Genomic DNA, 13,176 nt, shown 5'->3' on the forward strand with positions numbered 1-13,176 from the left:
CCCGTTTGGCGGGGCGACTCTAGCTGAAGCGGCCGTGGCGTCAACCGTTCCTTACGCCGAGCCATCGTGGGCGGCTGCGCGCGCGTTCGTACAGAAACCTGCAGGTGAGCGCGGACTCGGAGTCTTGTAGATGGACACAACCCTGTTCGTGGGACTCTTACGAACTTCGACACCGACCCCTGCTCTGGCGCATCTACCCGTACCCAGCTTCGACCGCCCCTGCTTCGCCTGCCGGGATATCCGCCCGACCCAGCTGATAACCGCCGAAGTAGACTGCGTATCCCCCACATGGAACGAGGGTGCAATGAATCAATCGATCGACCAGGAGCAGCTTCGGTCTGCTGCAGACCGCTTCGAATGGGTCGCCGCCCAATATGCCGACGTCGCGTCGGTGCAGGCGCTCCTCGACGTACTTCGCCCACTTCTGCGGGATGCGAGGGCGGGCCTCATTCTGCAGCCGCTGGACGCTGGGGACATTCCCGGGGGTTGGCATCTCGCCGAAGGCACGTTCCGCGAACTTCGGGATCCCAATGTCGAGCAGGCCTATGGAGATCTATCCACCGCATTGCAGGGTGGATGGTCCGACCAGGAAAAGCGGCTGCTCGCGAAGCTCGCGCGGCTTGGACGGGGCGATCAGCCGTGAGCGGCGAGGAACTGACGCCGGAGCAGCTGCGTATTCGTCACGCGACGGAAATTGCGGCGGTGTCCACGTTCGAGCCACAGGGCGTATCGAAGCCACGCGCGCTTGAATTTCTGGAGACGGAAATCGGCGAGAAGTACCTCAGCCATCTGCGAAGGGCGGATGCGCTGGCTTCGAACGAGGAGATCCTTCGCCGAGCAGTGCAGCAGGTGATGTCGGGGAAGGATGTTCCGACGCTGCACATCGTCGATGAGCCGCTGATCAAGCTCGTTCCGAAGGGATCGTCGGTTTCGCCCTACTCGCCGTTCTTCATCACGCAGAGCGAGATGGAGCGCCTCGCGAGTTCCGGGCAACCATTCAACGAACGCTTGGCGCTCCCGATCGCGAGCGAGGCGCCGACCTATGACGCGTATGCCATGCAGGCCAAATCGCGCGCAGAGGTCTTCATCAGCGAAGTGGCACCGACGCAGGAACTCGGTGGCCTGGTCCGCCGGAGCGGCCAAGGTATCCAAGCACTGGTGCCCGATCGAGGTCAGTTTCGAGCACCGGAGCTGGTGGGAACGATCGACAATCGTCTGGCGCCCGGGCAGTCGTATCGCCTCGCGTTACCAGCCTCGTCGATTTCCCGAGCCCTCGATCCACCCTCGGTCCATGGCGCGCGGCTGCGACCCGGCACGGCACTCGGCGTCGCCGGCGCAGCATTGGCCGCCTTCGACGCCGCGGACACCGGCTTCAGGATCCGCGGGCACCTCGACCGTGGCAATGCCACCGCAGCGGAATCCGAAGCCATCCATTTCGGCGGCCGCACCGTGGGCGGTCTTGCAGGAGCAGGCCTCGGCGTTGCGGCCGGCGCCGTCGCGGGCGTCGAGACCGGACCGGGCATGTTGGTCACCGCGACCGTCGGCGGTATTGCCGGCGCGGTGGCCGGCGACAAGGTCGCGGCATGGATCGACGACCGGTCGATCTACAACCAGACCGACCGGCAGGGGAACGAGTGGACGCTCGACCCCGAGCGACGCGATCTCGGTTGGCGACGTCGCGCACCGGTGGACGGCACGCAGGACGGGATCGACAACGCACGCCGCGAGTCGCTGCGTGCGTCGCCCCTGCTTGAGAGCGAGCTCAACTTGCAGGCCACACGCCGGTCCGCGGAACTTGTCCTGGGCAGCCCGCCGGTCCCACGCGATCCGTTCCGGCAGCCGTCGGGCACTTCGGACACGGCGAGTGTCGTGCCCGCACCGTGGGTACGTACCGCTGATGGCGGATGGGAGCGCACCGTGACGCTCGCCTATGCCGAGCGCGGCCTGGCACCCACACGCACCGAACTGGCCACGCCGGAACGCGCAGCGCAGCTGGACCAGGCCGCAGCGCGCACCATCGTCCAGAACGCCGAGAACAGCGCGCCCGTCATCGCCGCACGCTTCGAGGACGCGTATGCCGCGCAAGGCTGGGCGCGTTTCGGTCCGATGCCCGATGCCGTGCGGCAGGCCCGCACCGATCTCGATCGCCTCGTCGCGTCGAACGGCGATACCTACGTCCGCCGGCAGGACGGGCAGTGGGTCAGCGACGGCATGCTGATGGACAGCACGGCGACCGGGAACCTCCGCGAGGAGCTCGACGCGACGCGCACGCTGCTCGCTTCCCGACTGCCCGCCCCGACGCAGCAGCCCGTTGCACCGGCCATCTCGGCCGACGAGCGCCTGCGTGACACGATCGTCGGGGCCCATCGCAACGCGGGACTCGAGCTTTCCGCCGCCCAGCTCGACTCGCGGGCTGCAGCGATCGCTGAGACATGGCGAACACACGGACTGAGTGCCGACACGACGGCGCTCCGCGTGTCGTCATCGGGCGGGCATGTCGGTCTCGACAGCCCTATCGAGAGCCTGCGCCTGGAGCCGGACGGCCGCACCTATCGACTGGCGGCGACGACCGCCGTTGGCAGTGCGCACATCGATGCCGAGCGCTCCGCCGGTCAGGCGCCCGCGTTGCCGGAGCGTGCATCCCCGAGCGGCCCTGCATCGAACCGAGGGACGCCCGCACGCGCGGAGGAGGACGCGGGCGCGCATGCCACGCGTCAGCGCCTCGCCAATGACCCGGCCCACGGCGACCATGCGACGTTCGACCGCATCCACACCTGGGTACGGGGCACGGGCCAGTGGGACGATGAGCGGAGCCTCAATGTCGCGGCAGCGCTCTACCGCGCGCAGGCGGACGACCCGTTGGTGCGACGCGTGGATCGCGTGGTGGGCGGCCTAGGGCGCGATGGCGCGCAGAACGCATTCGCGGTGTACGCGCCGCACGGTGACAAGGAGCCTATCTTCCACGCCCGAGTGGACGGACGCATCGCATCCCTACAGCCGGCACAGCAGAACCTGGAGCAGGCCGAGCGGATCACGCAGGAGCGTAGCCAGCAGCAGTCCGTGCAGCAGACCCAGGAGCAGGCGCGCGCGGGAGCCGTACACGTCAGGTAACGACGCGCTCAGCTGGAGGAACGTATGGCCCGAGCGACCGCACAGAGGCCCTAGTCGAGAAGCGACGAGGCAGTTAGCTCGGCGTAACTGCTCCGTCCGCTTCAGCCCAGGCTGCGTCGGCCTGCAACTCGCGCGGGCTTCAGAGTGAACCTGACCCCGCTACTTCGGCGAGCGACGGGCAGCAGGCACACCATTCCTCCCGAGGTCGACCGGTCCGCACACATCCCGGCGCAGGGGCGTGCGCCCCCCTCGCGATGTCTCACATCACGAGGCAGGCGGTGAACAACCGCGGTCGGACTGCGCGGGCTGAGGGTTCGCTGCCGTCCGTTCGGTCGCCATCTCCTTGTATTTGTCGTAGCCCTTCCTACCCGCAAAGATTCCCGCCGCACTCGATGACGGGGGCGGCACCGCTCCGTCGGCACCCGTCCCCCGTGTCCCATGGGGCGCCACCTCTACGCCGGCCTTCGTCGATGCGGCAGGGCTCGGGCACGGCGCCACGCGCGCCGCGGGCGCTGGAGACGCATCACTCGAGGAAGGCGGATGGGCACGCGCGAGCGTGGCCGTAGAGAACAGGACGATGGAAAGCGCATAGAGGTTGAGCGGTCGCATGGCGATTCTCCTTCTGATTGTCGATCCTAGCCCCGCACGCGTGCCCTGCAGCTCCGCTCGTCGCATTACGAGTAAGGGGTCAGGTTCGTTTCTCCGACACCATGCGAGTGGCTTACCCGACGGCGCTGTCTAGCTGTGCCGGCGATCCTGGAGCGCCCATCGGAGCCCACGGATGGCCCGCCTTCCCCGCCTCGACCTCCCGGGCATACCGCAGCACGTGGTGCAACGCGGAAACGATCGCCAGCCCTGCTTTGCCCACGACGACGACTACCTGCAGTACCACCAGGAGCTCGGCGAGGCGGCGCGCAAGCACGCATGCGATGTCCACGCCTACGTGCTCATGACCAACCACGTGCATGTGCTGGTGACACCGTCGGAGCTTGGCGGCGTCTCCCGCATGATGCAGGCCATCGGCCGCCGCTACGTCGCCTGCTTCAACGCCCGCTACCGCCGCACCGGGACGCTCTGGGAAGGCCGCTTCACGTCGGCCCTCGTCGACAGCGAGCGCTACGTACTCGCCTGCCATCGCTACATCGAACTCAACCCCGTGCGCGCGGCCATCGTCACGCAGCCTGCCGACTATCCCTGGAGCAGCTACGCCTGCAATGCAGAGGGAAAGCACGAGTCCCGCATCCGTCCGCATCGCGCATGGCTGGAACTCGGCCCGGACGATGACAGCCGCCGCACCGCCTACCGTGAACTGGTCCGGCTCGGCGTGTCCGACGAGGAGGCGAACGACCTCGCCCTCCACACCCGCCAGCAGGAGCCCTGGGGACGCGAACGCTTCCGGCGCGAGATCGAAGCACTCACGGGCCGCGCCACCGAGGTCAGGCCGCGTGGCCGGCCTGCCAAGCCCGTGGGCCTACGGGAAAAATGAACCTGACGCATGTGTAGTGTCGGGTAGTACGAGCGGAAGCCTGCGACGCGGCCTAGGCCGTTGACGGAGAGAGCTCTCGAAGGCCCACGCGCTGGAGAAGGTCGTAGATCGGGTCGTAGGTGGATGGCGCACGGGTCGGATCGAGTTGGTCGCCTTCGGGCACCACCAGCACGGTGCCCTGACGGGCCCGCGTCAGGAGCACGCGGTAGGCGTTCTCCAGGTATGCCTGCCGCTCGCGCTTATTGATCCGTTCCCACCGCTCGCCCTTGAAGCTGAAATGAGCCCACTTGCCGTCATTCACCCGAAGGTCGCCATCCCAGACGACGCATGTCCAATCCAGTTCCAGTCCTTGCACCTGAAACTCGGTGGCCACGTCTTCGAGATAGTAAGAGGATCTCGTGTCGTCCTTGCCGGCGAGGAACCAGTGCACTGGATCGACTTTCACGCGTACGTCGATGGCGTGCGGCTTCAGGCGCTGGGCCTGCGATGAGACCACCATGCCGTATCGCTCGGTGCCCCGTGCACGGTGTCGCAACCAGCGCTTGGCATCCGAGAGATTCCGCGTAAGGCACATCGGGAAACGCTCCAGGACTTCAGGGGCTAGGGCCCTTGCGCCATCCACATCAAGATCGATCAGGCGGTTGACGAAGTCGCTCAGCCGTTCTGACCGAAAAGACCGGAGCGACGCCCTGAGATGCAGGGCCGGAGCAGCATGCAGGCGCCCGCGGGCGCCGATGGCTTCGAGCGCCTTTGCCGCGCCACCCGAGTTTGCAACCAGCTCGGGGGAAACGTGCACGTTCCAATTCTGGAATCGCCGATTGAGTGATGCCATCCACTCACTGATACCTGCTTCACCGCGATTGATCTCCTGCCCAGTCCCCACGAGACAGATGACCGTTGCCGAGTCTGGGTGGCGATCCAGGTAGGAGATCAGAAATTCCGGCTCGGACTGATCGAATCCCGCCAGTCCCTTCTTTCGCTTCATGAAGTCGGCGGTCATTTCCGCGTCCCACGCGCGCTGCGCCTCGTCGAAAATGGCGACATGGTCATACGGGGGCTCAGCCGACCGGAGGGCCTCGTCCCGAAAGTGGTGAACGTTTTGAACGAAGGACTTCACTTCTCGGCGCGCCTTGCCGATCCGCAGGTCGCTCTCGCGGCGCACGCGGTCCCGTGCAAGGGCTTCCTGTAAGACGCGGACGAGCGGGTCGTTGCCCGACAGATACACCGCATGTAGCTCACGAGCCGCATCCGTACTGTGGGTGGCAACGTCGAGCCCTACTAGGGTCTTCCCGGCGCCCGGCACTCCCGTCACCAGACAGATGGCTTTTGTACCACTAGAGCGCGCCTTGGCGATGACGCCGTTCAAGTAGGCGGAGGTCTCGCCAAGATTGGCCGCATCGTTGCGGGAGATGTCGGTGACCGAGTGACGGGCGTAGAGCGCCATTGCAGCTTCAACGATGGTCGGCGTGGGGCGGTAGCGCCCCTCTACCCAAGCCTCTGCAACGATCGCCGGGCCCTCGGCGAACACGAGGGCTTGCGCCAGAACGGTCTCCAGCTCGTCGTCGGCACAACAGACCGGCGAGAACAGGCCGTCGGCTGCGGGGTCGGGCGCAATGCACAGCTCGCCGGTCGCCGCATCTGTGGCGATCAGGATCGGAACGAGGGGCGCGTGATGACTGGACTCGTGGAAATGCTTCAGGTCGAGCGCGTAGTCCACGACCTGGTCGAGGTCTGCCCGCAGGAAGGCAGCGGCCCCTACCTTGAACTCGATGACGAAAATAACGTGGCCGATGATGGCAACCGCGTCCACACGGCGCCCGAGGCGAGGAATGTCGAACTCCAGATAGACATGACCCGGCTGCTTTAGCCGACCTAGCGCTCCCCGCAGTGATTCGATGGACACCTCCCAGGCCAGCACCTGTGGCTGCTCAACGGAGAAGGCGGCACTTCTCGTCAGGCGGCCGACCACCTCGTTGGTGGGGTCATTGAGAAACGTCGCGATTGTCGCGCCATAGCCGTACCGCCGAAGCCGGCGGGTTGGTCCCTGTTGCTGCTCTGTCATGGCGCCCCCTTGTCTCCAGGATATCGGAGGCGCACCGCCTATAGATGTCCGGAGCTGGCCCCACGCCCCCCCAAAAGAAAAGCCCCGCCTAAGCGGGGCTTCTTGGTCAGACGCTCAGCGGATTCGGCTTATCCACATCCAACCTATACTGCTTGATCGCCCGCGCCACATCCTTCCCCGTCATCTTCCCCTCCGCCGCCAGCGCCGCGATGGCGGCGTGCGCGATGTGGAACCGATCCACCTCGAAGTGCCGGCGCAGGTTGGCGCGGGTGTCGGAGCGGCCGAAGCCGTCGGTGCCGAGCACGGTGTAGCGCATCGGCACGTACTCGCGGACCTGGTTGGCGAAGGCGCGCACGTAGTCGGTGGCGGCGATGGCCGGGCCGGGGCGGCCCTGCAGCAGTGAGGTGATGTACGGGACGCGCTGGGTGTCCTCGGGGTGCAGGCGGTTCCAGCGCTCGCAGTCCACGCCGTCACGCGCGAGCTCGGTGAAGCTGGGGCAGGACCAGATGTCGGCGGTGACGCCGAAGTCCTTGTCGAGTAGTTCGGCGGCGGCGATGACTTCGCGCAGGATGGTGCCCGAGCCCATCAGCTGCACGCGCACTTCGCCCTTCTTCGGCTTGGCGCCGCCCCGCAGCAGGTACATGCCCTTGATGATGCCGTCGGCCGCGCCTTCCGGCATGTCCGGATGGGCGTAGTTCTCGTTCATCAGGGTGAGGTAGTAGTACTCGTCCCGCTGCTCGGTGAGCATGCGCTGCATGCCGTGCTGCAGGATCACCGCGACCTCGAAGCCGAAGGTGGGATCAAACGCGCGGCAGTTGGGGATCGCGCCGGCGAGCAGGTGCGAATGGCCGTCCTCGTGCTGCAGGCCTTCGCCGTTGAGCGTGGTGCGGCCGGCGGTGGCGCCGAGCAGGAAGCCACGCGCGCGCATGTCGGCGGCCTGCCAGGCGGAATCGCCGATGCGCTGGAAGCCAAACATCGAATAGAAGATGTAGAACGGCAGCATCTGCAGGTCGTTCGTGGAGTAGCTGGTGGCCGAGGCCATCCAGCTGGAGAACGCGCCCGCCTCGGTGATGCCTTCCTCCAGCACCTGCCCGGCCGCGTCCTCGCGGTAGTACATGAGCTGGTCGCGGTCGACCGGCTTGTACTTCTGGCCGTGCGGCGCGTAGATGCCGAGCTGGCGGAAAAGGCCTTCCATGCCGAAGGTGCGCGCTTCATCGGCCACGATCGGCACGCAGCGCGGGCCCACCTGCTTGTCGCGCAGGATGATGTTGAGCGCCTGCACGAACGACATGGTGGTGGAGATCTCGCGCTCGCCCGACGACTTGAGCAGGCGGTCGAAGGCTTCGAGCTTGGGCGCTTCGAGCGACTGCGTGGCCTTGCGGCGGCGCTGCGGCAGGAAGCCGCCTAGCGCGCGGCGGCGCTCGAGCATGTACTCGACTTCCGGGCTCTTCTCGCCCGGGTGGTAGAACGGCACGGCGCCATCGGCGAAGGCGCTGTCCGGGATCGGCACCTGGAAGCGGTCGCGGTAGGCGCGCACGGCCTCGTCGTCGAGCTTCTTGGTCTGGTGCGTGGGATTGAGCGACTCGCCCGCCGCGCCCATGCCGTAGCCCTTCACCGTCTTGGCGAGGATGACGGTGGGCATGCCCTTGGTCTTGGTGGCGAGGTCGTAGGCGGCGTAGACCTTGTGCGGATCGTGGCCGCCGCGGTTGAGGCGCCAGATGTCGTCATCACTCATGGACGCGACGAGCTGCGCGGTCTCGGCGTACTTGCCGAAGAAGTTCTCGCGCGTGTACTTGCCGCCGAAGGCCTTGCAGTTCTGGTACTCGCCGTCGACGGTCTCCATCATCAGCTGGCGCAGGCGGCCGGTGGTGTCGCGCGCGAGCAGCGGATCCCAGTAGCTGCCCCAGACGAGCTTGATGACGTTCCAGCCGGCGCCGCGGAACTGGCCTTCCAGCTCCTGGATGATCTTGCCGTTGCCGCGCACCGGGCCGTCGAGGCGCTGCAGGTTGCAGTTGACGACGAAGACGAGGTTGTCGAGGCCTTCGCGCCCCGCCACCGAGATCGCGCCGAGGCTCTCGGGCTCGTCGGTCTCGCCGTCGCCCAGGAAGCACCAGACCTTGCGGTCGGACTTGGGCATCAGGCCGCGGCCTTCGAGGTACTTCCAGTTGCGTGCCTGGTAGATCGCGCCGATGGGGCCGAGGCCCATGGAGACGGTGGGGAACTGCCAGTAGTCCGGCATCAGCCACGGATGCGGATAGGAGCTGATGCCGCGGCCGTCGACTTCCATGCGGAAGTGGTCGAGCTGGTCCTCGGTCAGGCGGCCTTCGAGGAAGCTGCGGGCGTAGACGCCCGGCGAGCTGTGGCCCTGGATGCCGATGAGGTCGCCCGGGTGCCCTTCGCTCGGAGCGCGCCAGAAGTGGTTGAAGCCGACGTCGTAGAGCGTGGCGGCCGAGGCGAAGGACGAGATGTGGCCGCCCAGGTCGCCCGGCTTGCGGTTGGCGCGCACCACCATCGCCATCGCGTTCCAGCGCAGGATCGAGCGGATGCGCCACTCCATCGCGGCGTCCCCCGGGCTCTTGGCCTCGAGGTGCGGCGGGATGGTGTTGATGTATTCGGTGGTCGGATTGAACGGCAGGTGGGCGCCGGCGCGGCGCGTGACCTCGACCATGCCCTCGAGCAGCTGGTGGGCGCGCTGCGGGCCGTCGCGGTCGATGACCGCGGAGATCGATTCCAGCCACTCGCGACTCTCGGACGGATCCGGGTCGTCGTGCAGCATTTCGGAGATGGCGTGGGCGAGGTTGCCGATCATGCGTCTGCGGCCCCTTGGCCGCTGATGTGTGTGCAGGGGAAGGGTCGATTCTAGCAATGGCGCGCAGGCGGCCTTCCGCGCTGCAAACGAATGCGGGCGATGCGGCGGCGTACGGCCGGTGGCTCTGCGGCGGGTGGTCGCGGTGTTGACGTCGCGACCCATGACTTCCGGCCCGTTGGCGATCTACTAAGACCGTAGTACTAATACGGCCGTAGACCGATCCGAGGCCCCGATGACCGCATCCCCCACCCCCACCGAAGGCGAGCTGGCGATCCTGCGCGTGCTGTGGTCGCGCCGCGAGGCGATGACCGTGCGCGAGGTGCACGGCGAGCTGTCGAAGGCGAAGGACACCGCCTATACGACGGTGCTGAAGATGCTCACGATCATGGCCGACAAGGGCCTGGTGCGCCGCGACGAGAGCGAGCGCAGCCACACCTACGTGGCGGTGTACGCCGAGCCGGTGGTGCAGGGCTCGCTGCTGAAGGACCTGATGCGCAAGGCATTTTCAGGTTCAGCCGCCACGCTCGTGCAGCGCGCGATCGACGACGACGTGGCGAGCGCCGAGGACCTCGACGCGATCGCGAAGATGATCGCCGAGGCGAAGAAGAGGCGCGGCCGCTGATGGACGCGCTCGCCGCCCTCCAGCTGGGCCTGCCCGCGGCGCTCGCCTCGGCGCTGCTGCACTCGCTGTGGCAGGTCGCGCTGCTGGCCGGCGTGGCGTGGCTCGCGTTCGCGGCGATGCCCCGCGTGAGCGCGGCGGCGCGGCATGCGGTCGGCATGGCGATGCTGGTGGCGATGGTGGCGCTGCCCATGCTGACGGCGCTGCGCTTCTGGGCGCAGCCGGCGGTGGGCCTGCGCACGGGCTTCGTCCCCGCGATCGGCCTGCCGCGGCTGGACGCGGCGACGGGCACCTACGTCCAGGAAGCGAATCCGATCGCCGCGCTGCTGGTGCTCGGCTGGCTGGTCGGCGTCGCGCTGATGCTCGTGCAACGCCTGGCCGGCTGGCGCTTCGTGAGCGCGCTCGACCGGCTCGCCGCGCAGCCGCTGCCGCCCGACTGGGACGCGCGCCTCGCGACGCTGCGCGCGGCGATGGGCATCACGCGCGACGTCGCGGTGCGCGTCTCGGCCGAGGTGCTCGCGCCGTTCACCGCGCGCCTGCTGCGCCCGGTGGTGTGGCTGCCGCTCTCGCTCGTGACGGGCCTGCCGCGCGAGCAGGTCGTGGCGCTCGTCGCGCACGAGCTCGCGCACGTCGCGCGGCTCGACTGGCTGTGGAACGGGCTGCAGTGCGTGATCGAGGCGCTGCTGTTCTTCCATCCCGCCGCATGGTGGCTGGGCCGGCGCATCCGCGCCGAGCGCGAGCACGCCTGCGACGACCTGGCGGTGGCGGCGGGTGGGGACGCCATCGCACTTGCCGAGGCACTCGTGCATCTCGAGCGCGACCGGCATGCCGTTCCCCGCCTCGTCCTGGCCGCCCAAGGAGGCCCGCTCATGCAACGCATCACCCGATTGCTGTCTTCCCCGCCCACGCGCGGACGCTGGGGGGCCGTCGCCGCCCTGGGCGTCGTGCTCGGCGTCGGCACGCTGCTCGCCCTGCAGGTCGGCGCGACCGGCACCGGCCGCGGCATCCGCATCCAAGCCACCACCGACGGCCCGCTCGGCCCCGGCGACACCCGCGAGATCACCGCGCGCGGCGTGGGGGGCGAGCGCTACTACCGCGAGAGCCTCGATGCGCAGGGCCGGCGCAGCGAGACGTACAAGGTCGACGGCGAAGTGCGGCCGGTCGATGCGGGGGTGCGTCGCTGGGTCGCCGAGGTCGTGCGCCTGAGCGTGCCGCCGAAGCCGCCCGTGCCACCCAAGCCGCCGCTGCCGCCCGAGCCGCTGCGTCCGGGCGAACCGCCCACCCCGCCTGCACCACCGAGCATCGTCGACAGCGCGCTGTTCCAGTCGCTCGTCGCGCGCGTGGCTGCGGATCCGCAGGTGGTCGCCGCGATCGGCTCGCCGATCGAGGTCGTCCGCGACGCGCAGGTGCACGGTGCGATCGAGTTCGGCGACGGCGCGCGGCCCGATGGCGAGGCCGACGTCCGCATGCAGCTGCGCGGGCCCAAGGGCGCGGCGCGCGTCGCGGTCGACGCCAACATGGTCGACGGCCGATGGTCCACGCCGGAGGTGCGCCTGCTCGGTCGCCCGTGAGTTCTTTCGCCCGCAACTACTAACTCTTTCGTAGACAAAGGAACCGCCATGTCCCTGCTCCGCTTGCTCCCGCTCGTGCTGTGCCTCGCCCCGCTGCTGTCCGCGCATGCACGCGGTGCACCGGATCCGCGTCCCGTCACCGCCGCGCAGCGCCAGGCGGTGATTGCGACGCTCGATACGCAGCTGCAGTCGCACTACGTGTTCCCGGACGTCGCGCGCAACCTCGCTGCCGAGCTGCGCAAGCGCGAGGCCGCCGGCGCATATGCGAGCGCGAAGGACACGCGCGCCTTCGCCGAGGCGCTCTCGAAGGACATGCGCGAGCTTGGCCGCGACGGCCACTTCGACGTGAATTTCGATCCCGAATTCCGCCAGCGCCCGGGCGGCCCGCGCCAGCCGCCGAGCTTGGAGGAGGTCGAGGAGGGACGCGCCGCGGTGTCGCGCTACGGCTATGGCCTCGACAACCTGGCGCGCCTGCCGGGCAACGTCGGCTACCTCGAACTGCGCGGCTTCGGGCCGACCGAGCTCGTCGGCGAGGCGTTGACCGCGGCGATGACGGTGCTCGCCGGCACCGACGCGCTGATCATCGACCTGCGCCGCAACGGCGGTGGCGAGCCGAGCACGGTGGCCCACCTGATGAGCCACTTCTTCCCGCTCGGCGACGTCCGCCACCTCAACGACATCTACACCCGCCCCGACGACAGCACGCGCCAGTACTGGACCGATCCCTCGGTGCGGCTGCGCTATTCCAAGCCGGTCTACGTGCTGACATCGGCCCGCACCTTCTCCGGCGGCGAGGAATTCGCCTACGACATGCAGACGCAGAAGCGCGGCGTGATCGTCGGCGAGACCACCGGCGGCGGCGCCAATCCCGGTGATCCCTACAGCCTCGGGGAGGGGTTCGTGGCCTTCATCCCGAACGGCCGCGCGATCAATCCGATCACCAAGACGAACTGGGAGCACGTCGGCGTCAAGCCCGACATCGCGGTGGCCGCGGCGGACGCGCGGAAGGTGGCGCACGCGACGATCCTGCGCGAGCTGATCAAGGCATCGAAGGACGAGGCGGCGACCGCGGAACTGCGCGAGGTGCTCGCAAAGGTCGAGTCGGGCGTGGTCGACGTGCCGACCTACACGCCGCCGCGCTAACGGCGGGCGGCGGGGCCGGCGCCCGGCCCCGCCCTCGAGCCGGTCCGGGTCAGGGGTCCCTGCCGTGGACAGCCGGATCCGCGCGTGCGGCGCGATGCCCCGGGCATGACTTATGGGCCATTGGCGGTGCCGTCTCGGTGTTATACTTTACCAACACACCAGCCCACCACGCCCCCGGACCTCGCCATGAACGCCCTGACCTCCCTCTTCTCGACTTCCATCCCGCGCCCGACGAGCCGCCCACTGCCCGTCGACGCGCGCCCGCTCCGCCGCGAGCGCGATTTCGGCATCGGCTACGGTTCCAGCAGCGGCTATGCGGCGTCGACGCGTTACACCTCGGGTGGCGGGACGCAGCGCCTGCGTTTCAGCTGAGGG

The 13,176-nt window shown here is 68.3% G+C and carries 9 protein-coding genes; 7 read left to right on the forward strand and 2 right to left on the reverse strand.

Features of this window, described 5'->3' with window-relative positions; translation table 11 throughout:
* Positions 1-304: 304 nt before the first annotated feature.
* The 3 genes from ACYVJJ_RS04965 to ACYVJJ_RS04975 all read left to right on the forward strand — a co-directional run bounded on the left by ACYVJJ_RS04965 (position 305) and on the right by ACYVJJ_RS04975 (position 4,597).
* Positions 305-643, forward strand: a complete 339-nt coding sequence (locus ACYVJJ_RS04965; protein WP_460831608.1) for a hypothetical protein — start codon at positions 305-307, stop codon at positions 641-643.
* A complete protein-coding gene (locus ACYVJJ_RS04970; protein ID WP_460831609.1) occupies positions 640-3,111 on the forward strand; it encodes a hypothetical protein in 2,472 nt (823 codons plus the stop codon). The genes ACYVJJ_RS04965 and ACYVJJ_RS04970 overlap by 4 nt, the downstream gene beginning before the upstream one ends.
* Before the next feature lie 781 nt (positions 3,112-3,892).
* The gene (locus tag ACYVJJ_RS04975) at positions 3,893-4,597 is read left to right on the forward strand and encodes a transposase (protein ID WP_460831611.1); all 705 of its coding nucleotides are present in this window, start codon (positions 3,893-3,895) and stop codon (positions 4,595-4,597) included.
* A gap of 52 nt (positions 4,598-4,649) precedes the next feature.
* Here ACYVJJ_RS04975 and ACYVJJ_RS04980 read toward each other — a convergent pair whose 3' ends face one another.
* Positions 4,650-6,659 (reverse strand): DUF2075 domain-containing protein, encoded by a 2,010-nt coding sequence (locus tag ACYVJJ_RS04980; RefSeq protein ID WP_460831612.1) that lies wholly within the window; start codon positions 6,657-6,659, stop codon positions 4,650-4,652.
* 106 nt (positions 6,660-6,765) lie between these two features.
* Positions 6,766-9,435: a pyruvate dehydrogenase (acetyl-transferring), homodimeric type gene (gene aceE, locus ACYVJJ_RS04985; RefSeq protein ID WP_460831784.1), complete on the reverse strand. Its 2,670-nt coding sequence runs from the start codon at positions 9,433-9,435 to the stop codon at positions 6,766-6,768.
* A 265-nt stretch (positions 9,436-9,700) separates the two neighbouring features.
* Between aceE and ACYVJJ_RS04990 the strand changes: the two genes are divergently transcribed.
* From ACYVJJ_RS04990 to ACYVJJ_RS05005, 4 genes are all read left to right on the forward strand, one after another.
* The gene (locus ACYVJJ_RS04990) at positions 9,701-10,090 is read left to right on the forward strand and encodes a BlaI/MecI/CopY family transcriptional regulator (RefSeq protein ID WP_460831614.1); all 390 of its coding nucleotides are present in this window, start codon (positions 9,701-9,703) and stop codon (positions 10,088-10,090) included.
* Positions 10,090-11,658, forward strand: coding sequence for a M56 family metallopeptidase (locus ACYVJJ_RS04995; protein WP_460831616.1), 1,569 nt, complete (start codon positions 10,090-10,092; stop codon positions 11,656-11,658). The genes ACYVJJ_RS04990 and ACYVJJ_RS04995 overlap by 1 nt, the downstream gene beginning before the upstream one ends.
* 48 nt (positions 11,659-11,706) lie before the next feature.
* The gene (locus ACYVJJ_RS05000) at positions 11,707-12,801 is read left to right on the forward strand and encodes a S41 family peptidase (protein WP_460831618.1); all 1,095 of its coding nucleotides are present in this window, start codon (positions 11,707-11,709) and stop codon (positions 12,799-12,801) included.
* 186 nt (positions 12,802-12,987) lie between these two features.
* Positions 12,988-13,173, forward strand: coding sequence for a hypothetical protein (locus ACYVJJ_RS05005; protein WP_460831619.1), 186 nt, complete (start codon positions 12,988-12,990; stop codon positions 13,171-13,173).
* Positions 13,174-13,176 lie beyond the last annotated feature (3 nt).

This window comes from Lysobacter humi (ex Lee et al. 2017) (assembly GCF_054781815.1).